Annotated in this window: 22 protein-coding genes; 7 read left to right on the forward strand and 15 right to left on the reverse strand. The window is 68.6% G+C overall.

What is annotated here, in order from left to right; genetic code table 11:
• Positions 1-35 precede the first annotated feature (35 nt).
• Entirely contained in the window at positions 36-932 is an 897-nt protein-coding gene (locus ACFYXK_RS19690) for an MBL fold metallo-hydrolase (protein WP_389412259.1), read from the reverse strand.
• A 180-nt stretch (positions 933-1112) separates the two neighbouring features.
• The gene (locus tag ACFYXK_RS19695; RefSeq protein ID WP_389412260.1) at positions 1113-1964 is read right to left on the reverse strand and encodes an alpha/beta fold hydrolase; all 852 of its coding nucleotides are present in this window, start codon (positions 1962-1964) and stop codon (positions 1113-1115) included.
• A 165-nt stretch (positions 1965-2129) separates the two neighbouring features.
• On the opposite strand from ACFYXK_RS19695, the gene ACFYXK_RS19700 reads away from it, so the two are divergent.
• Positions 2130-2786 carry a TetR/AcrR family transcriptional regulator gene (locus ACFYXK_RS19700; RefSeq protein WP_389412261.1) on the forward strand — a complete coding sequence of 219 codons (657 nt, stop codon included), beginning with the start codon at positions 2130-2132 and terminating at the stop codon, positions 2784-2786.
• On the opposite strand, the gene ACFYXK_RS19705 is transcribed toward ACFYXK_RS19700, so the two are convergent.
• The 4 genes from ACFYXK_RS19705 to ACFYXK_RS19720 all read right to left on the reverse strand — a co-directional run bounded on the left by ACFYXK_RS19705 (position 2774) and on the right by ACFYXK_RS19720 (position 5065).
• Positions 2774-3148, reverse strand: a complete 375-nt coding sequence (locus ACFYXK_RS19705) for a nuclear transport factor 2 family protein (RefSeq protein WP_389412262.1) — start codon at positions 3146-3148, stop codon at positions 2774-2776. The genes ACFYXK_RS19700 and ACFYXK_RS19705 overlap by 13 nt on opposite strands.
• Before the next feature lie 64 nt (positions 3149-3212).
• Positions 3213-3788: an NADPH-dependent FMN reductase gene (locus ACFYXK_RS19710; protein WP_389412263.1), complete on the reverse strand. Its 576-nt coding sequence runs from the start codon at positions 3786-3788 to the stop codon at positions 3213-3215.
• A gap of 55 nt (positions 3789-3843) precedes the next feature.
• Positions 3844-4311: an ester cyclase gene (locus ACFYXK_RS19715; protein ID WP_389412264.1), complete on the reverse strand. Its 468-nt coding sequence runs from the start codon at positions 4309-4311 to the stop codon at positions 3844-3846.
• Positions 4312-4438: 127 nt separating this feature from the next.
• On the reverse strand, positions 4439-5065 hold the full coding sequence (locus ACFYXK_RS19720) for a TetR/AcrR family transcriptional regulator (protein ID WP_389412265.1): 627 nt from the start codon (positions 5063-5065) through the stop codon (positions 4439-4441).
• Between the two features lie 185 nt (positions 5066-5250).
• Here ACFYXK_RS19720 and ACFYXK_RS19725 point away from each other — a divergent pair, with 185 nt between their 5' ends.
• Positions 5251-7086, forward strand: a complete 1836-nt coding sequence (locus ACFYXK_RS19725; RefSeq protein WP_389412266.1) for a glycoside hydrolase family 15 protein — start codon at positions 5251-5253, stop codon at positions 7084-7086.
• A gap of 25 nt (positions 7087-7111) precedes the next feature.
• Here the strand turns inward: ACFYXK_RS19725 and ACFYXK_RS19730 are convergent, their stop codons facing one another.
• The 3 genes from ACFYXK_RS19730 to ACFYXK_RS19740 all read right to left on the reverse strand — a co-directional run bounded on the left by ACFYXK_RS19730 (position 7112) and on the right by ACFYXK_RS19740 (position 11312).
• Positions 7112-8824: a glycerol-3-phosphate dehydrogenase/oxidase gene (locus tag ACFYXK_RS19730; RefSeq protein ID WP_389412267.1), complete on the reverse strand. Its 1713-nt coding sequence runs from the start codon at positions 8822-8824 to the stop codon at positions 7112-7114.
• 37 nt (positions 8825-8861) lie between these two features.
• Entirely contained in the window at positions 8862-10379 is a 1518-nt protein-coding gene (gene glpK, locus ACFYXK_RS19735; protein ID WP_389412268.1) for a glycerol kinase GlpK, read from the reverse strand.
• An 84-nt stretch (positions 10380-10463) separates the two neighbouring features.
• Positions 10464-11312, reverse strand: a complete 849-nt coding sequence (locus ACFYXK_RS19740; protein ID WP_389412269.1) for an MIP/aquaporin family protein — start codon at positions 11310-11312, stop codon at positions 10464-10466.
• A 305-nt stretch (positions 11313-11617) separates the two neighbouring features.
• On the opposite strand from ACFYXK_RS19740, the gene dhaK reads away from it, so the two are divergent.
• Positions 11618-12625, forward strand: a complete 1008-nt coding sequence (gene dhaK, locus ACFYXK_RS19745) for a dihydroxyacetone kinase subunit DhaK (RefSeq protein WP_389412270.1) — start codon at positions 11618-11620, stop codon at positions 12623-12625.
• A gap of 385 nt (positions 12626-13010) precedes the next feature.
• Here dhaK and ACFYXK_RS19750 read toward each other — a convergent pair whose 3' ends face one another.
• The 3 genes from ACFYXK_RS19750 to ACFYXK_RS19760 all read right to left on the reverse strand — a co-directional run bounded on the left by ACFYXK_RS19750 (position 13011) and on the right by ACFYXK_RS19760 (position 14673).
• Positions 13011-13358 carry a VOC family protein gene (locus ACFYXK_RS19750; protein ID WP_389412271.1) on the reverse strand — a complete coding sequence of 116 codons (348 nt, stop codon included), beginning with the start codon at positions 13356-13358 and terminating at the stop codon, positions 13011-13013.
• Positions 13359-13404: 46 nt separating this feature from the next.
• The gene (locus ACFYXK_RS19755; protein WP_389412272.1) at positions 13405-13791 is read right to left on the reverse strand and encodes a VOC family protein; all 387 of its coding nucleotides are present in this window, start codon (positions 13789-13791) and stop codon (positions 13405-13407) included.
• Between the two features lie 405 nt (positions 13792-14196).
• Complete coding sequence (locus tag ACFYXK_RS19760) at positions 14197-14673, reverse strand: hypothetical protein (protein ID WP_389412273.1); 477 nt, start codon at positions 14671-14673, stop codon at positions 14197-14199.
• A 693-nt stretch (positions 14674-15366) separates the two neighbouring features.
• Between ACFYXK_RS19760 and ACFYXK_RS19765 the strand changes: the two genes are divergently transcribed.
• The 4 genes from ACFYXK_RS19765 to ACFYXK_RS19780 all read left to right on the forward strand — a co-directional run bounded on the left by ACFYXK_RS19765 (position 15367) and on the right by ACFYXK_RS19780 (position 19265).
• Positions 15367-15690, forward strand: a complete 324-nt coding sequence (locus tag ACFYXK_RS19765; protein WP_389412274.1) for a hypothetical protein — start codon at positions 15367-15369, stop codon at positions 15688-15690.
• 571 nt (positions 15691-16261) lie between these two features.
• A complete protein-coding gene (locus ACFYXK_RS19770) occupies positions 16262-16633 on the forward strand; it encodes a hypothetical protein (protein WP_389412275.1) in 372 nt (123 codons plus the stop codon).
• Between the two features lie 420 nt (positions 16634-17053).
• A complete protein-coding gene (locus ACFYXK_RS19775) occupies positions 17054-17416 on the forward strand; it encodes a hypothetical protein (protein ID WP_389412276.1) in 363 nt (120 codons plus the stop codon).
• A gap of 1027 nt (positions 17417-18443) precedes the next feature.
• Positions 18444-19265 (forward strand): hypothetical protein, encoded by an 822-nt coding sequence (locus ACFYXK_RS19780; protein ID WP_389412277.1) that lies wholly within the window; start codon positions 18444-18446, stop codon positions 19263-19265.
• A gap of 602 nt (positions 19266-19867) precedes the next feature.
• Here the strand turns inward: ACFYXK_RS19780 and ACFYXK_RS19785 are convergent.
• From ACFYXK_RS19785 to ACFYXK_RS19795, 3 genes are all read right to left on the reverse strand, one after another.
• Positions 19868-20437 (reverse strand): hypothetical protein, encoded by a 570-nt coding sequence (locus tag ACFYXK_RS19785; RefSeq protein WP_389412278.1) that lies wholly within the window; start codon positions 20435-20437, stop codon positions 19868-19870.
• 271 nt (positions 20438-20708) lie between these two features.
• Entirely contained in the window at positions 20709-21740 is a 1032-nt protein-coding gene (locus ACFYXK_RS19790) for a WD40 repeat domain-containing protein (protein WP_389412279.1), read from the reverse strand.
• Positions 21741-21784: 44 nt separating this feature from the next.
• The gene (locus tag ACFYXK_RS19795) at positions 21785-22666 is read right to left on the reverse strand and encodes a hypothetical protein (protein ID WP_389412280.1); all 882 of its coding nucleotides are present in this window, start codon (positions 22664-22666) and stop codon (positions 21785-21787) included.
• Positions 22667-23268: the final 602 nt, after the last annotated feature.

Genomic DNA, 23268 nt, shown 5'->3' on the forward strand with positions numbered 1-23268 from the left:
CCGCGAACGGCCCTGACAACAAGGCTTGATCGCTGCTAGAACCAGCCGCCCACAGCAGCGGCGACGGGGTCGGCGCCCGGCTCGCGCAGGGCGTAGAGCGTCTTCGCGCTGACCCACAGGAGGGTCTTGCCGTAGGGGAGGTCGGGGTGGCGGTCGACCATCGTGTGGAAGAACTCGGTCGCGGAGGAGCACTCCTTGAGTGCCGCCTCGGCGTCGTCGAGGTACTGGCGGGTCTCGGCGATGACGCGGGTGGCGTCGTCGTCGAGTTCCTTGTTCTTGTGGCCGGCGACGATGTACCTGGGGGCGAGGGCCTCGACGGTGCTGATGGCGCCCCGCCAGGCGTCCAGGCCGCCTCCGGCCGACTCGCCGGTGTACATGTGGGCGCCGTTGTAGAGTGCGTCGCCGGCGACCACGAGGCCGAGGTCGGAGACGTGGAGAACGCTGGTCTGCTCGGTGTCGGTGTGGCCGACCTCGACGAGGTGCAGGTCGTGTCCTTCGAGGGTGAGGGTGTCGTCGGGGACGGTGACGGCGGTGACCGGGGCGTCGGGGATCTGCCCGGGCCAGAGCTTGTCCCAGGCGAACGGGCGGGCTTCCACGTTGCCGTGCATCACGGCGATGGTGCCGGCGGTGGCCACGACGGGCGCATCGAACCGCTCGGCGAACTCGTTGTCGCCGAACCAGTGATCGCCGTGGCCGTGGGTGGCGACGATGGCGACGATGTTCTTCCCGCTGGCGGCCACCCATGCGGTGACCTCCTCGATCTGGCCAGCGGTGAACGGCGGGTCGACGAGGACGGCGTCCCGCTCGCCGTGTACGAGGGTGGTCGAGATCGGCTGGAAGGTGCGCCCGTCGCCGTTGGGCAGGGGTTCGGTGACGCTGATGGGGAGCGGGTCGCAGACGTGCACGGCGTAGCCGAGAGATTGCGTATCCATGAGTGCTGGCCCTTCTGATGCGTTGGCGCGGTGCGGTCCGGGCGTCCGGGCGCGGGGTGCGAACTCGCTCCTCATGCAGGCCGGCCGTGACGCGGACGTCGTGGGCACGCCCTGCCGGCCCTTCGGTCCCCACACGGCACCGCCCTGGATCAGGTGCGCGGAGACCACTGGTGGCTCCGGCTACTGCGGAGCGGTGAGGAACGCTTCGACGTCGGCGGCGAACTCGGCGTGGTGCTGGAACAGGAAACCGTGGGCCGAGTCGGGGTAGATCTTCAGCTGTGCTTGCGGGATCAGGCCTGCGAGCAGGTGGGAGTACCGGGGGAGGATCATGGGGTCGCTGTCGCCGTTGGTGACGAACACCGGTGCCTGGATGGCTGTCACCCGGCCGAGGAGCGAGATGTTGGGGATGCCCCAGGCGATGACCGCGTCGTACTGTGCCTGGCGTGTCTGCCACGTCGTGGGCGTATCCAGTTCCTCCCGGGAGAACATCCGCCCCATGGCCTTCTCCCCGGCCGACCGGCTCTCCGGGGAGCGGGCGTAGAAGACGTCGAGAACCCGTGCGGGATCGATCTCCGGCGCACCGACCGCGTCGATGACCCACTGCGCCCACCCGTGCATACCGGGTGCACCCTGCGGTGCCGCCGAGGCGAGTACGACGCGCCGTGCGAGCGCGGGCCGGATCAGCGCGATCTCCTGGGCCACGAAAGAGCCCAGGGAGAAGCCGAGGATGTCGACCTGTGCCAGGTCCAGGGCCTCGGTCAAGGTGATGGCATCCAGCGCCATCTGCGCGATCGTGCTGGGCGTCCTGCCGCCGGAACGGCCGACGCCGGTGTTGTCGAAGGCGATGACGCGCCGGTTCTGAGCGAGGGCATCGACCAGGGCGGGATCCCAGTAGTCGAGGTTGCCCCGGAAGTGCATGAGCAGGACGAGCGGCGCACCGCCTTCGCCTTCGCCGACGTCGCGGTACGCATACTCGATGCCGTTGGCGGCAGGCACCGTCGTGATGGGCGCCTGCGCGTAGGAGCGTTTCATCGGAACCTCCCGTCGGCCTGCACTGCAGGGGTCGTGATCGACGCTCGGCCGGGCGCGAACCGGCAGCGGGCCACTGAACCTCGGGAAGGTATAGCGATCGCTTTACCTGATTTCGACGCTACGCCCGCACCCTCCGAAAGTAAAGCGATCGCTATACTTCCGGGTATGGGGGCAACGACATCGACCACCGGGGCGACCCGCGGCGGGCGCGGTGCGCGTGAGCGCATCCTGCAGGCGGCGCAGGAGCTCTTCTATGCGCACGGAATCCACGCCACGGGCGTGGCGGCGCTGATCGAGGCCGCGCACGTCTCGCCCCGGACCTTCTACGTGCACTTCCCGACGAAGAGTGCGTTGGTGGAGGAGTACCTCCGCCGGTTCGAGTCGGAGACGCCGATCGCAGCTGAAGCGGAGCTGGACCGCGACGACTTGCCCCCGGCCCAGCGGCTGTTGGCGATCTTCGCGCCCGTTGTGGGTGACCCGACGGCGCTCTTCCGCGGGTGTCCCTTCCACAACGCCGTCATCGAGGTCGCCGGAGAACTCCCCGAGGTCATCCGCGTCGCGGAGCGACACAAGCAGGCATTCCGCGATCGCCTCGTGGCCACGGCGGCAGAAGCCGGAGCGGCCGACCCGGAGGCCCTCGGCAGGCAATTGGCCGTGATCTTCGAAGGAGCCAATGCTCTGGCAGCCTCCTGCAACGACGCGCAGGTGTTCACGGATGCCCGGCGGGCCGCCGAGACGCTCCTGGACATCGCCTTGGGCGCTGGACCCGACGACGAACCGGCGATCCGCTGCTGCCCGCCGCGTTCCGCCTACGACAGGTGACGGGCCTCCGTGACGATCGTATAGAGCTCGGCGATGACGCCGTCCCTGGTTCGGGCGATGTCCATGCCGCTGACTGTTGGCGGTTGACCGTCGGGCGGCCCGTACCGGAATTCGAGGTGGCCGATGTCGTCGAGCTCCGACGCGGTGCCTGCCGGTCGGAAGACCCAGTCGGGGTTCTCGGCCAGCAACTCTGCGGCACGGCGCACGAACTCCGTGCGCCCGCGGTTGATGCGGTCCGGTTCGTGCCACACCACGTCTTCGGCGTAGTTCTCGGCGATGACCGCGGCCCGGCGGTCCGGGTCGGGTTCGTTGAACACCTCGAGAAGGTTGACTCGCATCAGATCGGCGGTGGATCTGGTCATGGTGAGTCCCCAAGAACGTGAGGCGGATCGGTGGCGGAGGCTCACCCGCGGCGCGGCCGACCGGTCAGGTCGCGGCGGCCGGGGCCATCCGTAGCGGGGCGAGGGCCGAGGTCCAGGCGATGACCTGGTCGAGCATGGCGTCCAGCGAACGCAGGTGGTGGTCTCCGGGCTTGAACACGCTGAAGTTCTCGAAGTCGGTGTGCAGGGACAGCGCGACCTGTTGCCGTACGTCGGCCATCTGGAGCTCGGCGGCGACCAGGCGCAATTGCTCGGCGGAGCGTACGCCGCCCGCGGCGCCGTAGGAGACCAGGCCGAGGGCCTGGTTGTTCCACTCGGCATAGAGGTGGTCCAGGGCGTTCTTCAGCACGCCGGGGATGCCGTGGTTGTACTCGGGGGTGACGATGACGAAGCCGTCGAACGCGGCGATCGTCGCGGCCCAGCGCCGGGTGTGCTCGTGCCGGTACTGGCCGAGGGAGGGCGGCATCGGCTCGTCGAGGTGGGGGAGGGGGTGATCGCGCAGGTCGAGCAGCTCGAAGTCGGCGTCGGTGCGGCGCGAAGCGTGGTCGTGGACCCAGCGGGCCACCTGGTCTCCGACGCGGTTGGGGCGGGTGCTGCCGAGGACGATGCCGATGGTGGGCATGATGGGGCCTGCCTCTTCGTGGTTCCCTGCGAGTGCGCTGCCCGGAGCGGTCAGGTCAGCTCGGGACGGCGGTCGACGCCGTGACGGCGGCGGCGAAGTCGGGCTGCACGCCGAGCTGGGCGAGCATGACGCTGAGGCCGACGTAGCAGTTGAACTGCTTGATCTTGCCGTTCTCGACGTACCAGAAGTCGGCCGTGGGGATGTCGAGCGTGGCGCCGGTGGGCCGGATCGTGCCGGCGGGTGTCTCGAAGGGGCCGGTGAAGGTGCCCCGGATCGTCAGCTCGACGGCGACGACGTCACCCATGACGTGGAACCGGTGCAGTTCGCGGTGCACGTCGGGGGCGAGCGCCCCCATGAAGGCGACCAGGTCGCCCAGGTGCTCACCACGGTAGCTCTCACCGGCGACGACGTTGTTGAAGACGCCGTCCTCGGCGAACAGGGCCACGAAACCCCGTATGTCCAGGACGCTGCCCTCGGCTGCTCGGTACGCAGCCCGGACCACGGTTTCAGCGTCGGTGCTCATGGTGCCCTCCCGTGCGAGAGAATCCATTCAAACCTTTGATTGAAAGTGTGGGCGGGGCTTGGGCGCCTTGTCAAGCAATCGATTGAATTCATGCCCGGGTCGTGTCGGCGCGGCTCATTTGCCCATGTCAGGCGCCTGTTCCTTGGAGGGCGCCGGCCACCACGGGGATGAGCATGCGCTCAACCCGCTCGGCGGGCTCCGCGGCCAGCTCGGCCCCGATGGGTGCCAGTGCGAGCCAGTTCAGCATTCCGGCAGCGCAGCGGACACGGAAGACGAGCTCCCGCTCGTCTGTCCCGGGAAGGTTCGCCGCCAGTACCCGCACCGCCTGGCGTCGGGCCTGCTCGAACTTCCCGGCCAGCCTCTCCCACCCCTCGGGCGGATCGATCCCGACCCGAGCCACGGTCCGTATCACGGCCAGATCCCGCCCCCCGGCCGCCAGCGCGTTCATCATCGGCCGCGCGAACGCCTCGGCCAGCTCGCTCAGGGTCGCGGTGCCGGCCAGGGCGTCGAGCTCCCGGATCTGCGCGTTCAGGTACCGCTCCAGCGCGTGCTCGACCGTCACATCGCACAGTGCCTTCAGTGATCCGAAGTGGTAACTCACCGCGGCGACGTTGGCTCCGGCGCTCTGGGTGATCTCGCGGAGGGTCACCCCTTCCTGTCCCCGCCGTGCGAGCAGCTCGAGGGCAGCCGCCAGCAGATCGTCCCGTGTTCGCTGACCGGCCTCGCGGCGAAGGTCCGTCTTCTCTGGCCTCACGAGAGAACTCAAGCGACTGCTTGAGTTCCATGTCAAGCGGTTGCCTGACCGGACTTCCGGCTCTCGGCCCGTCGCCGGGGAACTTCGCATGGCTCCCTCAGCCCCCGCCCCGGTGGCGGTCTAGCATGAAAAACAAGGCTGACTTCATCTCCAGGCCCGGGTGCCGCAGCGGCAGGGAGGCCGGTATGGCGTTCGATACGACTGGTTTCGAGCAGGCGGACGGCGGCCGTTACATCCCGATCTCCGAGCACGGTCTGATCGGCGACCTTCGTACGACCGCGCTGGTCGGGACGAACGGCACCATCGACTGGTACTGCTGTCCGCGCTTCGATGCGCCCAGTGTCTTCGGGTCCATCCTCGACGCCGACAAGGGCGGGTCGTTCGAGTTGGCCGCCGAGGTCCCGACCCGCACCAGGCAGTTCTACTTTCCCGACACGAACGTGCTGATCACGCGGTTCTTCGCCGCGGACGGTGTGGCGGAGATCCAGGACTTCATGCCCGTGGTCGACGCGTCGCGCGAGGCGGCCCGGCACCGGCTGATCCGGCGGGTGATCTGCGTTCGCGGAGCCCTCCCGTTCAGGGCGCGGATCGCCCCCCGCTTCGGCTACGGCACCGAAGCGCACACCGCGCACCTCGAAGGCCACACGGCGGTGTTCCGCTCCCCGTCACTGACGCTCGCGCTGACCGCCACCGCACCCCTGGAAACCGACGGCCTGGACGTGTGGTCGCACTTCAAGCTCCTCGAGGGCGAGTCCAACGTGTTCGCCCTCGACCAGATCGGCGACGACGTCCCGCCCCGGTCGTGCCCGCGCGCCGAGGCGCAGGAGCAGGCCGAGGCGACCGTCCGGTTCTGGCGCCACTGGCTGGCCGCATCTCGCTACCACGGGCGGTGGCGGGAGATGGTGAACCGCTCCGCGCTGGTGCTGAAGCTGCTCACGTACGCGCCGACCGGCGCGATCGTGGCCGCACCGACCACCAGCCTGCCCGAGCAGATCGGCGGCGAGCGCAACTGGGACTACCGCTACGTCTGGGTCCGCGACGCCGCCTTCTGCGTCTATGCGATGCTGCGCCTGGGGTTCACCTCGGAGGCCGAGGCGTTCATGGGGTTCATCTCCGAACGGGGCATCCTGCGGGGCACGGGGGAGACCGGCCCGTTGCAGATCATGTACGGCATCGACGGGCGCACGGATCTGCCCGAACACGAGCTTGCGCACCTGGAGGGTTACCTCGGCTCCGCACCGGTCCGGGTGGGCAACGCCGCCACCGGCCAGCTGCAGCTGGACATCTACGGCGCGCTGATCGACTCGATCTACCTCTACGACAAGTGGGGGCAGCCGATCAGCAGTGACCGCTGGGACGAGGTCGGTGCCGTGGTGGACTGGCTGTGCGAGCACTGGGACCAGCCCGACGAGGGGGTGTGGGAGACCAGGGCGGGCCGGCGGAACTTCGTGTACTCGCGGTTGATGTGCTGGGTGGCCCTGGAGCGCGCCATGCGCATGGCGAACCGCCGCGGTCTGCCGGCAGACCTGGCCCGCTGGCGGGAGTCCCGGGACGCGATCTACCGGCAGATCATGCGGCGCGGCTGGTCCGCCGAGCGGGGGGCGTTCGTCCAGGGGCTGGACGACCACGTGCTGGACGCCTCGCTGTTGATGATGCCGATGGCCAAGTTCGTCTCACCCACCGACCCCAAGTGGCTCTCCACCCTGGACGCACTCACCACGGACCTGGTCTCCGACTCGCTGGTGTACCGCTACGACCCGACCGCCAGCCCGGACGGCCTGTACGGCCCCGAGGGCACCTTCTCGATCTGCTCCTTCTGGTACGTGGAGGCGCTGGCCCGCGCAGGCCGGCTGGAGGAGGCCAGGCTCGCCTTCGAGAAGATGCTCACCTACGGCAACCACCTCGGCCTCTTCGCAGAGGAGATCGGCCCGACCGGCGAACAGCTGGGCAACTTCCCCCAGGCCTTCACCCACCTCTCGCTGATCAGCGCAGCCTTCAACCTCGACCGCGCGCTGGGCTGACGCGAAGCCCCCCACGTGCGGCCGTTCAGTTCACCGGGATGATGTCGGGGGCGCCGAGCCGCACCGCGTCGGCGGTCAGGTCGTCCGGCTGCTGCTGGGCCTCGCGCTCGGCGGCGACGCGCTTGAGGTAGTGGTCGACCTCGCGGTCCTGGTGCGCCCGGTCCCATCCCAGGTGGGGCGCCATCAGCTGGGCCACGGTCGGCGCCGCGTCCACCCCGCGGTCCCAGGACTCGATGGAGATCCGGGTGCGCCGGGCGAGGACGTCCTCCAGGTGGCGGGCTCCCTCGTGGGTCACCGCGTACACGGCCTCGACCCTCAGGTAGTCGTCGGAGCTCGGCAGTGCCTCGCCGAGCGCGGGGTCGGCGGCCACCAGGGCGAGCAGTTCGGGCGCCAGGGAGCCGTAGCGGTTCAGGAGGTGTTCGATGCGGGCGACATGGAGCCCGGAGCGCTTGGCAAGCCGTTGCCGCGAGTTCCACAGCGCCAGGTAGCCGTCGGCGCCCAGCAGCGGAACGCGGTGCGTGACGCAGTCGGGAACCTTCTCGTCCAGGCCCCGGACGGCCTCGTCGACCGCGTCCTTGGCCATCACCCGGTACGTGGTGTACTTGCCGCCCGCCACCACGACGAGTCCGGGCACAGGATGGGCGACGAGGTGCTCCCGGGACAGCTTGCTGGTCTCCGCCGCCTCGCCGGACAGCAGCGGGCGCAGGCCGGCGTAGACGCCCTCGACGTCTTCGGGGGCCAGGGGGGTGGTCAGGACGCTGTTGACGTGTTCCAGCAGGTAGGTGACGTCCTTGGAGCTGAGGGCGGGGTGGGCTTTGTCGAGGGTCCAGTCGGTGTCGGTGGTCCCGATGATCCAGTGCCGGCCCCAGGGGATGACGAACAGCACGCTCTTCTCGGTGCGCAGGATCAGCCCGGTGCGGGAGTTGATCCGGTCACGGGGGACGAGCAGGTGGACCCCCTTGGAGGCGCGGACGTGGAACTGGCCGCGAGTGCCGGCCATGGCCTGGGTGTCGTCCGTCCACACCCCGGTCGCATTGATGACCTGCTTCGCCCGCACCTCCGTCTCGTCGCCGCTCTCCAGATCGGTGACGACGGCGCCGACGACCCGCTCGCCCTGTCGCAGGAAGCGGCTGACGCGGGTGCGGTTGGCGGTCAGCGCCCCGTACGAGGCGGCCGTACGGGCGAGGAAGAGGGTGTGCCGGGCGTCGTCGACCTGGGCGTCCCAGTACTGGATGGCGCCCACCAGGGCGTCGGAGCGCAGGGCGGGTGCCTCGAGCAGGGCCCGGCGTCTGCTCAGGTGGCGGTGGAGGGGCAGGCCTCCGGACGTGCCGGAGGCCCGGGCCAACGCGTCGTACAGCAGCACGCCGCTGCCGACGTACGGGCGTTCCGTGACGCGGTGTTGCAGGGGGTAGAGGAACGGCACCGGACGCACCAGGTGGGGGGCGAGGGACCGGAGCAGGAGGCCCCGTTCCTTGAGTGCCTCGGCGACGAGGCGGAAGTCGAGCATCTCCAGGTAGCGCAGGCCCCCGTGGATGAGTTTGCTGGAGCGGCTGGACGTACCCGAGGCCCAGTCGCGGGCTTCGACGAGTCCGACGCTCAGGCCGCGGGTGGCAGCGTCCAGGGCGGACCCGCTGCCGACGACGCCGCCTCCGACGACGAGGACGTCGAGTTCGTCCTGTCCCATGTCGGCGAGGGCCTGTGCGCGGGCTTGGGGTGAGAGGGCCACCGGATCGACCATGGTCTCCTCCTCGGTGCTGCGGGCGCGCGGCCGGAACCTATTCGACCTTGGCCCAGTCGAGCGTGCGCTCCACCGCCCGCTTCCAGCCCTCGTACCCTTCCGCGCGCCGTTCCTCCGACCACTCGGGGTTCCAGCGCTTGGACTCCTGCCAGTGGGTGCGCAGTTCGTCGGTGTCCTGCCAGAAACCGGTGGCGAGCCCGGCCGCGTAGGCGGCGCCGAGCGCGGTCGTCTCGGCGACCACGGGACGGCTGACCGGTACGCCGAGGACATCGGCCTGGGTCTGCATGCAGAGGTCGTTGGCCGTCACTCCGCCGTCGACCTTGAGCACGTCGAGGTGGACGCCGGAGTCCTGCTCCATGGCTTCCACCACGTCGCGGGTCTGGTAGCAGATGGCCTCCAGGGTGGCCCGCGCCAGGTGTCCGTTGTCGTGGTAGCGGGCCAGACCGACGATCGCGCCGCGGGCGTCGGAGCGCCAGTACGGGGCGAACAGGCCGGAGAAGGCGGGCACGAAGTAGATGCCGCCGCTGTCCTCGACGGTGCTCGCCAGGCGCTCGCTCTCGGCGGCGTCGCCGATGATCTTCAGCTGGTCGCGCAGCCATTGGACGGCCGAGCCGGTGACCGCGATGGATCCTTCGAGTGCGTAGATCGCGGGGCTGTCGCCGAACTGGTAGGCCACGGTGGTCAGGAGGCCGTGTTGCGAGCGGACCAGTTCCGTGCCGGTGTTGAGCACCAGGAAGTTGCCGGTTCCGTACGTGTTCTTCGCCTCGCCGGGCGCGTAGCAGACCTGCCCGACGGTGGCCGCCTGCTGGTCGCCGAGGACACCGGTGATGGGGATGGCTTCGCGCAGCGGCCTGGAGGTGCGGGTCTGCCCGTACGCCTCGGGGTGGGAGGACGGGTTGATGGTGGGCAGCATGGAGCGGGGGATGTTGAAGAAGCCCAGCAGTTCGTCGTCCCAGTCGAGGGTCTCCAGGTCCATGAGCATGGTGCGGCTGGCGTTGGTGACGTCGGTGGCGTGGATGCCGCCGTCGGGGCCTCCGGTGAGGTTCCACAGCACCCAGCAGTCGGTGTTGCCGAAGAGGGCGTGGCCCTGCTCGGCGGCCTCCCGCACGCCGTCGACGTTCTCCAGGATCCATTGGATCTTGCCGCCGGAGAAGTAGGTGGCCGGTGGCAGCCCCGCTTTGCGGCGGATGACCTCGCCCTGTCCGCCGCGCTCCAGTGCCGAGGCGATGGTGTCGGTACGGGTGTCCTGCCAGACGATGGCGTTGTAGTAGGGGCGCCCGGTGCGGGGGTCCCAGACGACGGTCGTCTCGCGCTGGTTGGTGATGCCGACGGCCGCCAGGTCGGAGGCGTCGAGGTTTCCGTGCCGGAGGGCGTTCTGGATCACCGAGTTGGTGCGTTCCCAGATCTCCACCGGGTCGTGTTCGACCCACCCCGAGCGCGGGAGGATCTGGTTGTGCTCCAGCTGGTGCCGCGCCACCTCGTTGCCGGCGTGGTCGAAGATCATGAAACGGGTGCTCGTGGTTCCCTGGTCCACTGCGCCGACGAAGTCAGCCATGGGGTGCCGCCTCCTCTTGGGGATGCCGTGTGTGGGGCTGTCGTCCGGGACGGGACGGGCAGTGTCCGCCCGCCCCGGATCAGGTCAGCTCTCTTCCGGTGCCGGGACGCGTCCGGGAGGCTCCGGTTCGGCGGTCGGCAGGAACCTGCCGATGAGCAACTTGTAGATGCCCGCTCCCAGCACACCGCCGATGAACGGGCCGATGATCGGCACCCAGAAGTAGAGATTGCCGTACTGATCTCTCCACGCCGTGCCGTATCCGGTGAGGAAGCTGGCCAGACGGGGGCCGAGGTCACGGGCCGGGTTGATCGCGTACCCGGCGTTGGTGCCCCAGGCCATGCCGATCGCCACGACGATCAGGCCGACGATGAACGGGGCCAGGTTGGCGCCGGGAGGTGTGCCCAGCAGGTCCGTGACCGCGAAGATCAGCAGGAGCAGGATCGCGGTGCCGATGATCTGGTCGCGCAGTGCGCCCCACTCGTGCACCGGCAGGTTCGGGTTGCCGTTGGCCGGGAGCGTGGAGAAGACACCCTGCGTCTTGATGGTGTGGCCGGGGTCGGCCTTGGCCAACGCTTCGGTGTAGTTCCAGCGGACGATCAGGGCCGCGACGAAGGCTCCGGCGAGCTGGGCCAGCGCGTAGGGGGCCACCCTGCTCCACGGGAAGCCCTTGAAGGTGGCCAGGGCGACTGTCACCGCGGGATTGAGGTGGGCGCCGCTCAGCCGTGCCGCGACGTAGACGCCCAGGGTCACGCCGAGACCCCAGGCCCAGGCGATGCTGTCGTGGTTTCCGAGGCCGCCTGCCGGGTCCGTCAGGGCTCCGCCGGCTACCACCTGGGCCACGACACCACAGCCGAAGAGGATGAGAATCATGGTGCCTGCGAACTCTGCCGAGAGTTCGCCGACCAGCCCTGATGCTTTGAGGCGCTCCTTCATTGGGTGCCCGCTTCCCGCCGGTCCGAAGACCGGCATTCGACTGCCCCGAGCCCCCCGGTTCAGCGTAAGTCGGGTCGCCCGTACCGGAAAGGCGAGGGCGGTCCGTCCCGCGGAGGCCGGTGCCCGCATCGGGTTCCCCGATCCTTCTCCGAGGCCGGTCGTCCCAGTTCTCGCGGATGTCCGCGGCATGGCAGCACACTGTTCGTAGGGCGTGCCCTCGCGGACGCGCCTGCCCGGCGCCCGGTGATCGGTGCTCCGTGACGGCGTCGGTCGCTCACCCGTCGGCTCCGACCGGGAGGCACACGATGAAGATGTTGATCAACAGTCCGCAGACCGTGGTCGCGGACGCCCTGCGCGGGCTGGCCGCGGCCCACCCGGAACTGGACGTGGACGCCGACGCCCGGGTCGTCGTACGGCGCGACGCGCAGCAGGGCGGGCGCGTCGGTCTCGTCTCCGGAGGCGGCTCCGGACACGAGCCCTTGCACGCCGGCTTCGTCGGATACGGAATGTTGTCCGCCGCCTGTCCGGGCGAGGTGTTCACTTCGCCCGTGCCCGACCAGATGGTGCGGGCGGCCAAGGCCGTGAGCTCCGGCCAGGGGGTGCTGTTCGTCGTCAAGAACTACACCGGGGACGTACTGAACTTCGACATGGCCGCCGAGCTCGCCGAGGAGGACGGAATCCGGGTCGAGCGGGTGCTGGTCAACGACGACGTCGCCGTGACCGACAGCCTCTACACCGCCGGGCGCCGCGGCACCGGGGCCACGCTCTTCGTCGAGAAGATCGCCGGGGCGGCAGCGGAGGAGGGCGCGCCGCTGGAGCAGGTCGCCGCGGTCGCCCGACGGGTCAACGAGGCCTCGGGCAGCTTCGGCGTGGCGCTGAGCGCCTGCACCACTCCCGCCAAGGGCAGTCCCACCTTCGACCTGCCGGACGGCGAGCTGGAGCTGGGCATCGGGATCCACGGCGAGCCGGGCCGGGAGCGGCGCCCGATGATGCCGGCGGGGGAGATCGCGGAGGTCGCCGTGGGCTCCGTGCTGGACGACATGGCGAACGCGACCCCGGCCGCCGACGGGCCGGTACTGGCCCTGGTGAACGGGATGGGCGCAACGCCGCTGCTGGAGCTGTACGGCTTCCATGCGGAGGTGGCCCGGGTACTGGCGGCCCGGGGCGTGGCGGTGGCCCGGACCCTCGTGGGGAACTACGTCACCTCGTTGGACATGGCGGGGTGCTCGGTGACGCTGTGCCGGGCCGACGAGGAAATGCTGCGTCTGTGGGACGCGCCGGTGCAGACGGCAGCGCTGCGCTGGGGCCGCTGACCCCCTCATCTGCCATCGCCGTCTGGACGGGTGAGCCGGTTGGGTCGGCACTCCACCCGGACCGGGTCGCCGCCGCACCGCGCGCCCGGACCTGGCCCGGCTGGCGTCCGAGGCCGTCCCGATGGGACCGGACCAGGCCGCGCAGCGGCTCGGCGCGCCGCTCTGACTTCGACCACCTGGCGCGCCTCGGGTGGATCCGCCACGCCCAGGAGGCGAAGGCGAAGTCGGCGCGGCCCGCGGCGGCGCCATCCCGGTCGGCCCGATACCGAGGGGGCTGGGCGCGGCACGCGGTAGCTGCTGCTCAGCCCGGGGTGCCGTGCCCGGCGGCGTGAACCTCATCCGGTTCCCCTTGCCGTCACGCCATGCGCCGGAGTCGGGCGCAGTTTCACCTGCTCTTGCCGGCGGCGCTGATACGGAAGGGCTGGCCGGAGGGGTCCAGCAGTACGGTCCAGTGCTTCCCGCCAGGTTGGTGGGCGGGCTTGGTGGCACCGAGACCGATGAGACGCTGCTCGGCGGCTTCGATGTCGCCGAAGGCGAGGTCGAGAAGGAAGACGAGCTCGTCCTCGGGCCAGTGGGGAGCCGTGTAGGAGTCGGCCGTGTAGAAGACGTACCGCGTCGTGCATCGCTGATCATCGCCGCCGCCTCGCCGAAGGTCTGGGTGACCTCCCAGCCCAGAGCGGCCGCATGGAAGGCTGCGAGGGCCTTTCCGCCATGACCCCAGAACGCCGCGCACTTCACCACGCCCGCGGCAGCCGCTCCGGTGTTCGTCGTCATGGTGGTCACCGGGTCCGCTTCTGGTTGACGCCGATGACGTAGCCGTTGAGGTCGGTGAAGTAGAAGAGCTTGTCGCCGTGGTGCTCCATCACGTCCTTCTGGACGGTGACGAAGGGCCGGATGCGCTCGACGTAGGCGTCGAAGTCGTCGACGGCCAGGTAGAACATGCCGAAGGCACCCACGGGGGTGTCCTTGAGGACGGGCAGCCAGTTGCGCAGGTGCTCGTCCCGGTAGACCATCAGCGCGAACTCGCCGTCGAAGAGCAGGATGCGCAGGTCGTCGTCCGGGTCGTTACCGGCGGGTAGGGCGGTGAAGCCGAGCTTCTCGTAGAAGTCGACGGTCGCCTGGGTGCCGGGCACACCCAGGCACGGGGCGATGGCCGGAGGCTTCATGAGGATCACTCCCTGAGGGGTGAGGCAAGCAGGACGGCGCGGAACTTCTCACGCGTGAAGGGCCAGCCCGGAGGACTCCCAGCGGAAACATGACCTCCGTATAGGACAGAGCGCGTCCTAGACCTGATGACCCGCGGAGCTGTTCACGCGGGTGACAGGTCGCCTCCGTCACCCGCTGCGGTTCAAGCGGCTGCGCCCGGACGACATGGTCGAGGACGTTCCCGGGTCCGGCCCGGGGCCGGTCGAGTACCGACCCACGGCATGGCGGAGGGGGAGCCACCCAAACCCCAGAGCCTGGGCAACTCGTACGCCAATGGAGGCCGACAGGCTGGATCAAAAGGGCGTCCGTCACGTTCCGTGAGGGACGTGTGACGGTGGGTGGTCGGGTGGCCGGGTGGACGGGTTTCACTGGTCGAGGTCGCCCTCGGGGAAGTCGGTACGGGAGCTGTCGTCGGCGTCGACGTCGCGGTGGTCGGGATTGATGCCGAGGCTCTTGAGGAGGAGGTAGTCGTCGGGGTCGGCGGCGAAGTCGTCGTCGATGTTCTTGTCGATGTCGTCGCCGATGGCGGCCTTGCGGTCGTCGGGGCTGATGTATACGTCGCCGTCGGGGTCGATGACCTTGGTGCGTTTGCGGATCTGGTCGCCGGGTCCGATGTGGTTGAGGGACTTGGCGGTGACGCCGGTTGCCTCGCTGTCGCCGCTCACGGTGCCGCCGCTGCTGTTGGGGGTGTCCTGGTTGTCGTTGTGGGGGGCCTGGGCGGCGGTGTGCTGTGGGGCGGTCGGTGCGGCCATTGCGGTGGCGGGGAGGGCCGCGCCGCCACCGATCAGCGTCACGGTTGCTGCGGCGCGCACGATACGACGGCTCCAGGTCGTGCTGTTCATCAGGTTCTCCGCGGAATATTGGGGGCTCGAGCCCGCATCGTTCGGGGTTTCCCGGTGGGGCTTGCTTCCAATGGACCGCAGCGCACAGCTGGGGTCATGTCACCGGAATTCGTGGCTTGACACTGGCGTCGACCGGTTGACGGCGGGGCCGGGCTTCGGGCCGCCCCAGCTGCCGTAGTCGATGACGTTGCCGGACCCCGGAGCGGTGACCTCGAGCTGGCCGAGGCCGAGCCTCGGCCGGAAGGGGTTCGAGTGGCGTGGCGGCTGCCGGCCGAGCCAGTGTGGGCGCAGGCCGCGGAGTCGATGCCCGCTCCCAGCCTCACCGGCATGCCCGCGCCGCCGGATGTCGGTGGCCGGCCAGCCGGGCGGGTGGCAGGAGGAGCCCGGGCAGGCACGGTTCCATCCCCTTGCCAGAGCAGTGTCGGACGCGTATGTCAAGCCACGGGATGACGTGTCGTGACGTGCAATGGGTGGCTGGGGCGTACTGGAGTCACGGATTCGACCTCGAGCAAAGGAACTCCTGTGCACCGCATTACTCAGTCGCGCCGATTCGTGCTTCTTTCCGTCTCCGCTGTCATCGCGGGAGGGGGCGTACTGCTTCCGTCCACCGCGTTCGCCGCTGAACCCCAGCAGCACAGCGCCTCGGTCTCCGTGGCACCGGCTGATCACGACGGTCACGGAAAGAGCGGCAGCGTGAAGGGGAAGAAGGGCGACGGCAGCGGCAGGCACAAGGCGCCGGCGCCGAAGCCGGTGCCGGACCTGCCCGGGCTGCCGAAGAAGACGGGTCCGGTCGGTCAGATCCCGGAGGTGCCGCACGTTCCCGTGGGGAAGATGCCGCTGCCGCCTCCGCCCGGTCTGCCGAAGACGGGTCCGGTTGGTCAGATCCCGGAGGTGCCGCATGTCCCCGTGGGGAAGTTGCCGCTGCCGCCCCCGCCCGGTCTGCCGAAGACGGGTCCGGTCGGCCAGATCCCGGAGGTACCGCACGTTCCCGTGGGGAGGGCGCAGCTGCCGATCTGATCGCCAGCTGCCACATTGGCCCCACCGTGACCTCGTACGACGAGCAGTTCCCGCTGCTTGACGGCGACGCGTTCCATGCGGCCATCTAGAGATCACCGGATGTGACGTGCGGCTCCCCACCCGGCTTCCCGGGGCGGGGGGCCGCCGCCGTCCAGAGCAACCATGAGGGGCGGCTTTGCACGCCTCGCGCAGGGGGTTCCCACCGCTCCCGTACCGGGCATGGTGGAGCGTGGCACTTTGCGCACGCGCCGGTCTGCGAGGGGTTCGGGTGGTGACCTGCGGTCTGGTGTGAGGGCCGGGGCGAGGGAGGTCATGGCGCTGCTCCTCGGTGCGGGGATCCCCCCATTCCGCCATGTGTTCGATTTTCCGTGCCAGTGCCCCGCGGTGTCACCTGCAGTACGCCTGGTGGCTGTCCTTTGTCATCGAAGCTTGATCCTTGCCATTGAAGGTTGATCATTAGCTGGTTCGTGACATCGAAGTTTGATCAGCGCGCCGCGAGCAGGGCCGAGCCCGGCTCGCAGGGGGCTGAGCCGATGGTGGGGGTGTCAGTCTCGCCAAGCACAATGCGGCCATGAGCTACGACTTGGCTGTTTGGGAAGGCGTTCGGCCCGCTGACGATGAGGCGACGGCGACCTTCAAGGACCTCTGCCGCAAGCACATGAGGCACATGGGGGGCCAGAAGTCTTCACCGACCCCTTTGATCAGGCAGTACGTTGAGGCGCTGGTGGCGCGCTGGCCAGACCTAAGCCTCGATGACGACGAAGAGGACGAGGATGCCAGCCCCTGGTCCGACGGCCCCTTGATCAACAATGCCAGCGGCCCGATGCTCTACTTCGGCATGGTCTTCAGTAAGCACCAGGAGGCCGCGTCGTTTGCCGCAGGCCTCGCCCGAACTCGCGGTCTCGTCTGCTTCGACCCCCAGGACGGGCGTCTGATCTCCTGACCCGCATCGCCAGGGGCGCGGTCGAGTACGCAGGGCACCGCCGCGATGTTGACGGCGGTCAAACTTCGATGGCACAAGATCAAACTTCGCTGTCACAGGACAGTGGCACAGCGTGATGACAGCGGGGCTGGTCACGCCATGGGCTCCGCCACCGCCGTACGCTCAATCCGCATCCTGCCGCCGGGTGCTGCTCCCGCCATCCCGCGTCCGGCCGGCCCATCCCGCACCAGTCCAGCCGCAGTGCGGTCGCAGGCGGCTGCGCGGCTTCGAGCGGTCCTCGCCCGTACCCTCGGCATCGACATCACCGTCGCCGTCAAATGGCAGCGAGGCGCCGCCGGAGACTGGGGCACCTACGCAGCCGACGTCAGCCGAAGGCTGTCACGCCAGAAATGAATACAAGAGAGAGGGGAGGACGCGCCAATGGGCGTTTACGTGTCGATCAGGGGATGGCTGGAGTGCGACGAGACACAACTCGTCGCCGTCCGAAAGGTCGTCTCGTCCCATGAAGACGACCACTACTCCAACGGGTGGGGCTCACCGCGCCAGCACATCAACTGGGCCCACTACATCTTCTACGGCGCTGACATCCGTGCGTCGGCCCTGGACTGGTTCATGGATCAGATCAAGGAGATCGCTCGGATCCCCGCTTCCGACGACGGGGACTTCGTCCAAGGGCTGTTTCTCATCAGCCATGAAGTCGATGGAACGAGCGAGTGGCAGGTCCGCGAAGGTCAGCTCTTCAGCTCCCCAGTCGACACCAGACACCGATACCTCGACAGGTAGCCCACCCATTCCGAGAGTTCCCATACCCGAGTCCACCATGAGCGATTGACCACACCGAGGCCATCGAAGCCCACCGGCCTTCATCGCCCGCCGCCGCACCTTGCGCGCAGCTGAGGAGTACCGCACCCCGACCGACGCCGAGAGGGAGGACATCCTCGGCCACTTCGAACGCTGCCGACCCTCCGTCGGCACCTGCCCCCGCGCCTACATCCACTCCCACGTCCTGCTGGTGATGAAGACCGGGGCCACGGCAATATCCAAGACACCTGCCCTGCTCATCGCGTCGGGGCTTCCTCTGGGTGCTACAGGGCCCCAAGGTCAGTACGCATGGCACCCCGAAGTATCCGATGTGCCTCCTCGCAGGCTCCTTCGGCCTCTCGGTGCTCGGCCGAGCCGACGGCAGCACCGCTGGCAGTGCAGTTCCGCATGCAGTGGAAGGCTTTTCCCGCTGATTCGATCACGTCCGCCGGGGCGGTGAGACGGATTCGCTCCAAGGCAACAGGCAGATTGCCGGACCGGAACGCCTCTCGGGCGGCGGTCGCTCGTGGCAGATCGGCATGAAGGTCACTTAGCGCCACGGCCCGGAGCTGCTCTCCGGCATCGTGAAGAGCCAGGAGGTATTGGCTGTACAACTCCCGCTGGATATCGCGTGAATGGCGTCGCTCCTCACGTCCCCACCGGCGTCGATCCGCGACGGTTGTCGCCCCGACGCCGACAAGAGCGCCGACCAGTGTGCTGACGACAGGAGCCCAGTCCACAGATGTCGCTCCCCCCGGTGGTGTCCCCCTCAGTTTCGGCACGTTGCCCGGCATCGAGACCCGACCCTGTTTGGCCGGTGGGGTTTTGACCACGGGAACAGGAATCGCCGGCGTGTGGTGGATGCAGCGGGAGCGAGTCTCACCGCACCAACCCGGGCAGGCAGAGATCCTCGATACGGTCGCGGCCCACATCTCCTGTTTCGCAACCGGAGCACCAATCCGACTTGGCCCCCTGGACGACGGTTTGAGCCGGTACTAGCCTCCGCGGCGTGTCCCTGGAATGCGTGCGGTCCTGCCCTGCTCTGCGCAAGTCGTACTACGACGCGGCCTACGCGCTGGAAGTCGGCCTGAAAACCAACATCACGAATCTCATTCCGCCCCTGTGGCCGGTGTCAATGATCGGACTGGACCGGCTCAACCGTGCGATGAACGGTGTGGAGCGAGCACTGTTCCCAACAACTCCCGGTATTGCCCCCATGGACCCGCGGGCCGCCGCCGCCCTGCTCCACGTGTACGACAGGCTCGGTACGTGCCCCGGGTCACAGGCCGGAGTGGAGACCGTACCGCGGTGCTTCTCGAGGACCCTGCGGGCGTTCGGGGCGGCGGACACCAAGGAGGTTCCCGCGTACTCCTGCCCTTCGAGCACCACGCCGGCTCCCGGCCTCCTGCCAAGCCAGTGCCCCGAGATGCAGAAGCACGCGGCGATCCTGACCGAAAGGCTGGTGAAGGCTGCCGACATCGACGGACTGATTCCGTCCGTCCGCAAGGCGATCACGAGCAAGATCGACGGCAAGGCCTTGGAATACGCAAAGAATTCGGCGGAAGCCCTGCGGAAGGAGCTTCCCCAGCTGGCGGGTGATACGCGCAAACTGGCCGAGAAGGCGGTCCTGGCAAGGGACCTGGGGCGCTACGCGGGCATGGCGGTCAAGACCGCCAACATGGTCGGCAATGGTATCGGGGGTGTGCTGTACCTCAGGGCAGCTCACAGTCTGGACCAGCTGGTCCTCCACATCGCGGATCCCGAGTACACCTGTCCGGCCACGACCGGTACCTGCAACAGGCCGCCCGTCAGTCCTCAGCGAGTTGGGTGACCGGGGCGCTCGCCTCGAATCCGAGAAACTCAGACGGGCTCGGACCCGGAGCCGGCGACCATCTCTATGAGCTCAAGGCAGTCGAGTAACCCGGCGGGCAGCCGGTGACGGTACCCCCGAACCGGTCGCCTTGGAGGGGAGGGAGCAACGCCCGACCAGCACGCGAGCCCTACCCGGGCAGGCCGCGAACTCGGCATGGCGGCCGTGCTGGCCACGATGGTCAACGAGCAGCGGGCGATTGTTGATGGATGCCACCAACACGGTCGCTTCATAGCGGACGTCAAGCTTGCCGTACCCCGTGGGTGACAGCCCGGTGCCGCTTGAGTCGGTTGCTCCCGCACTCGACCGCGTGTCGCTCAGGACACCCGGGAACATCCGAGTCCGTGGTCAGCCGGCTCGACGAAGAGCCCGCCGGGCGGCTCCTTCTGGAGATCCCCGTTTCGCCGCCCCGGCGGCCTGCTGGTGTGCCCGGCATACGGCTGTACGGCATCGGACTCTGACAAGCTTTCGCCCGGGCATCCTCCGTCCGGCGGCTTGGCATCCGGGTATCCGACATGACCCTGGCCTGGGGCGGCCCCGCACCGCCCGTCCCGTCGCTGTGTTCAGCTGGCGATCTGGTCCCCGTCAGGTACGTCCTCGACCGTGACGAGGCGGCGGGGCAGTTCGAGTCCCTGCGACACGGCAGTGGCAAGCTCTTCGGGCTCCGGACGTGCCGGGTACGGCGGCTGTTCTTCCTCGCCGTAACTCTCGATCGCCTTCACGAAGTAGCTCGGATGCCAGGCGCCGACGGCCCCCTTGACCTGGATCGCGGTCACGGGGCGGTTGCCGACGCGGTGCTTGAGCGCGGCCAGAATCTCATCGGATCGCAGTTCACCCGGTACCTGGAACAGGCTGGCGTGAGCACCGACGAGGCCTCCGTCCTGCAATCGTACGGTCACAGTCAGGCAGCTGGTGACGCTCGGATAGGTGATCACGCCCCCGGGTGCGACCTCCTTGACCTGGCCTTCTGTGACCGTTGCTCTGTCGGGTGCCGTCACGCCGCTCGCCGCGGGGGTTCCTGCGTGCGTGGGCCTGTTGAGGGCGTTGTCAGCGGCTGCACTGGGTGAGGTGAGGGCCACGGCGCCCACCAGGACAACGGCGAGGGTGGCGATGCTGCGCTTGAAGTCGATCACAATCTGACATTCTCCGTCACGAGCCTCCGTGGCCGGTACGTCTGCTGCGGCGCCGGCGCGGAGACCCACAAGGACAAGACGTCCTAGCCGGGAGCGAGTACGTCGACGTGCTTTCCCCAACTGGAGGAAGCGGCCATCACGTCCTCTTTCACCGCGGCCCCGACAGTCACCGCGTTCGTCGCGCCCGGCGGAGAGGAGCGACAGGCCCCCGTTGCCGCTACCGGCGCCACGACTGGCGTGTTCATGGTCATGATCGCCCCCGAAACATCCGTCATTCTCGAGGTTGGACGAGCCAAGGGCGCACTGTGTTGAACGGTTCGTGCCCGAGGTCTTGGTAGCGGTTGGTCTGGACGAGGAGGGCTTCGCTGCCAGGCACAGCGGATACTTCAGCGATCTTGTGTTGAGGGAAGAGGTGGTCCCAGACGATGCGGTGCTCGGAGGCGTCCCAGATGACGACTCGTTCGGGGGTCGACGTGCCAGCTGCGAAGTAGCTTCCCGAGCCGAACGCGGTCACAGTACCGACGAAGTCGTCGGGCCGCGGTGAGAGTGTCTTGTCCTCCAGGACGGCCCGTTTGTCGATGTCGACGACCACGGCATGCCCGTCCACAGTTCCGTACGTCGCGTAACGCCCGTCGGGGCTGAGCGCCACGCTGGCCGCCGGACACGCGCAGGTGATCGGCTTGGAGGCTTTCTCCGGCTCGTTGAGGTACCACATATCGATGCCTTCCGCGCCGGCGGCCAGGACGCGGCCGTCGTCGGTGATGGCCCAGTCGTCGTAGGCGGATCGCCCACCGTTGGGTACTGGCTTCGCCGGCAGGGTTCGGGCCTGCCTGGTGCGGGTGTCCATGAGGGTGATGGTGAATTGGCCGTAGGCGAACTCCGTGCCGGACCGATTCAGGGTGACGGGGCCCTCGGTGAGGTCAATGCGGAAGTCGTTCGGCGCGCCGCCCCGAAGGCCCTGGACGCGGACCAGACCAGCCGCATCAGTGACGGCGACTGTGCGGCCGTCGCCGGAGAGCGTCAAGTCGCGCACCTGGGCCGGCACCGAAGTCAATACGGTGGAGGCCGGCGACTGGCCGGGCCTCATTTCGATATTGATCACCTTTCCTTGTGAGGTACCCATGAGGAACCGTTTTTCGTCCACTGCTGCGACGGCGGTCACCCGCCCCGCGCCAGTCACGCTTGGCACCTCGTTCAGGGTGAAGGCCGCTGAATCCGACGGGGATTGCGGGGATTCAGCCCGCCCCATCCACCAACTGACACCCACACCGATCGCTACGGCCGCGAGCAAGGCGACGACCATGCCCCACTGCCCGCGAGCGCGGGGAGCCCGGCCTGCTGTGCGCCTCACGGGGTTCGCTGACCCGAGGTCTGCGGAATCTGGAACGCCTCGCCGACGGAGAGCCGCTGCGGCGTTGAGGTGGCGCCGGCGTCGTGGACGGCCCAGGCATCCTGGAAGTTCCACTCCCACGATGGCCCCGCAGGCCGGGGAGCCGTTCGAAAGGGTTTCCCACTGTCGTCCACCGACTGAGTCGACGTCTCAGTACCCAAGGTCATGTCGAACTCCAGCCGCCAGGAGTAGTGGCCATGATTTGCCGTGGCGGTGATGGGGAAAGTCTCCGACTCGCCCTTCTTGACGGTGAAGCCGAAGGGCCGGCCGCTCGGCGATGTGTAGACGGCGCGGGGTGACGCCTTGTCGAGGTCGATGCTGATGGGGTGGGCATTTGTCTCGCCGGCGGAGGGGCAGACCACTCCAACGGTGCGCGACGGCTCTTGCCTGTCCGCAATGAGCACTCTGAGGTTGGAGATCTGCACGTCCCCGTCAGCGTTGCCCTGGACTACGACCTGGAGCTTGCTCTGAGGGGCGTCGACGCCACTGTGCTCGACTAGCCAGTCATGGAAGCCGTCACACCCCTTCCCCGGGCCTGTAGTGGGGCGCTCCCCGATGGGCAGGGCCCCATAGATCGCGTCGTTGTTGAAACTGCCCACTCGGTACGGGTTCGTCTGCACCGCAACCTTGACCCACGGGGCATCGTCCTTGAACCAGGAATCCAACACGCCGGTGAAGTGGGTCACGGCCCACGTGGCCAACCCGGCAACGAAGGTGGTGAGAATCTTCCCGGGGAGGGTGAAGAAGAGGCCCCGCCACCCCTTGTGTTGCTGGGGTACGTTGCCCGTCTGCTGACCTCCAGAGCTGTCACCTTGGTGGTCGGGGTCTTCCGTCGGCACAGGACACCACCGGCATCTCGGGGGCAAGCCTTGGTCGACTATCGCCCAGGTATCGACCAGCGAGACCAGGCTAGGCAACGCCCGGCCCAAATCTGTCCACCCCGCGCTGGGCATTCGAGTGCCAAGGGATGGCGCGTGCCGTGGCGAGGTGGGTCGGCGTGACGTGGGTCTGTACGGAGGAAGTGCCGCTGTTCAGTGCCGGTCCGAGCAGCATGACGATCTCCTGCACCGCTGTGCCCGGGACCTACGAGGTGCGCATCGGATCAGGTGGGGACCGGAACCCCTCCGAAGTCACGCGGCTGTGGGGGAGTGTCCGGGTGGCTCCGGCTGAAGGGACGGAGCGTGCGGCGTGCGCGGGGCGGGTCTCCGAGCTGCTGCCTGAGCCCCAGGAAGAGCGTTGGCCTGCGGATGTGGAGTGGCCTGCGAGCCCATGGGACGTGCGGTCGGTGCGGGACGGCGGGAGATGGCGGCCAACGATGGCCTGGAGATGGGCGGCGACGGAGGCGTCAGTCACGTTGACCTCGTCGGCGTTCACGCGACCAGTGGTCATGCACGGAGCGAAGTGCGTCTCCGTAGTCGTGCGCATCAGGTGCGACGCGAAG

Source organism: Streptomyces sp. NPDC002209, assembly GCF_042890265.1.
GTDB lineage: Bacteria > Actinomycetota > Actinomycetes > Streptomycetales > Streptomycetaceae > Streptomyces.

What these genes read in the sequence shown, in the direction of transcription:
- ACFYXK_RS19690 (WP_389412259.1), bottom strand. Translation starts at nt 932, where the DNA reads ATGGATACGCAATCTCTCGGCTACGCCGTGCACGTCTGCGACCCGCTC.
- ACFYXK_RS19695 (WP_389412260.1), bottom strand. Translation starts at nt 1,964, where the DNA reads ATGAAACGCTCCTACGCGCAGGCGCCCATCACGACGGTGCCTGCCGCC.
- ACFYXK_RS19700 (WP_389412261.1), top strand. Translation starts at nt 2,130, where the DNA reads ATGGGGGCAACGACATCGACCACCGGGGCGACCCGCGGCGGGCGCGGT.
- ACFYXK_RS19705 (WP_389412262.1), bottom strand. Translation starts at nt 3,148, where the DNA reads ATGACCAGATCCACCGCCGATCTGATGCGAGTCAACCTTCTCGAGGTG.
- ACFYXK_RS19710 (WP_389412263.1), bottom strand. Translation starts at nt 3,788, where the DNA reads ATGCCCACCATCGGCATCGTCCTCGGCAGCACCCGCCCCAACCGCGTC.
- ACFYXK_RS19715 (WP_389412264.1), bottom strand. Translation starts at nt 4,311, where the DNA reads ATGAGCACCGACGCTGAAACCGTGGTCCGGGCTGCGTACCGAGCAGCC.
- ACFYXK_RS19725 (WP_389412266.1), top strand. Translation starts at nt 5,251, where the DNA reads ATGGCGTTCGATACGACTGGTTTCGAGCAGGCGGACGGCGGCCGTTAC.
- ACFYXK_RS19730 (WP_389412267.1), bottom strand. Translation starts at nt 8,824, where the DNA reads ATGGTCGATCCGGTGGCCCTCTCACCCCAAGCCCGCGCACAGGCCCTC.
- glpK (WP_389412268.1), bottom strand. Translation starts at nt 10,379, where the DNA reads ATGGCTGACTTCGTCGGCGCAGTGGACCAGGGAACCACGAGCACCCGT.
- ACFYXK_RS19740 (WP_389412269.1), bottom strand. Translation starts at nt 11,312, where the DNA reads ATGAAGGAGCGCCTCAAAGCATCAGGGCTGGTCGGCGAACTCTCGGCA.
- dhaK (WP_389412270.1), top strand. Translation starts at nt 11,618, where the DNA reads ATGAAGATGTTGATCAACAGTCCGCAGACCGTGGTCGCGGACGCCCTG.
- ACFYXK_RS19755 (WP_389412272.1), bottom strand. Translation starts at nt 13,791, where the DNA reads ATGAAGCCTCCGGCCATCGCCCCGTGCCTGGGTGTGCCCGGCACCCAG.
- ACFYXK_RS19760 (WP_389412273.1), bottom strand. Translation starts at nt 14,673, where the DNA reads ATGAACAGCACGACCTGGAGCCGTCGTATCGTGCGCGCCGCAGCAACC.
- ACFYXK_RS19770 (WP_389412275.1), top strand. Translation starts at nt 16,262, where the DNA reads ATGAGCTACGACTTGGCTGTTTGGGAAGGCGTTCGGCCCGCTGACGAT.
- ACFYXK_RS19775 (WP_389412276.1), top strand. Translation starts at nt 17,054, where the DNA reads ATGGGCGTTTACGTGTCGATCAGGGGATGGCTGGAGTGCGACGAGACA.
- ACFYXK_RS19790 (WP_389412279.1), bottom strand. Translation starts at nt 21,740, where the DNA reads ATGGTCGTCGCCTTGCTCGCGGCCGTAGCGATCGGTGTGGGTGTCAGT.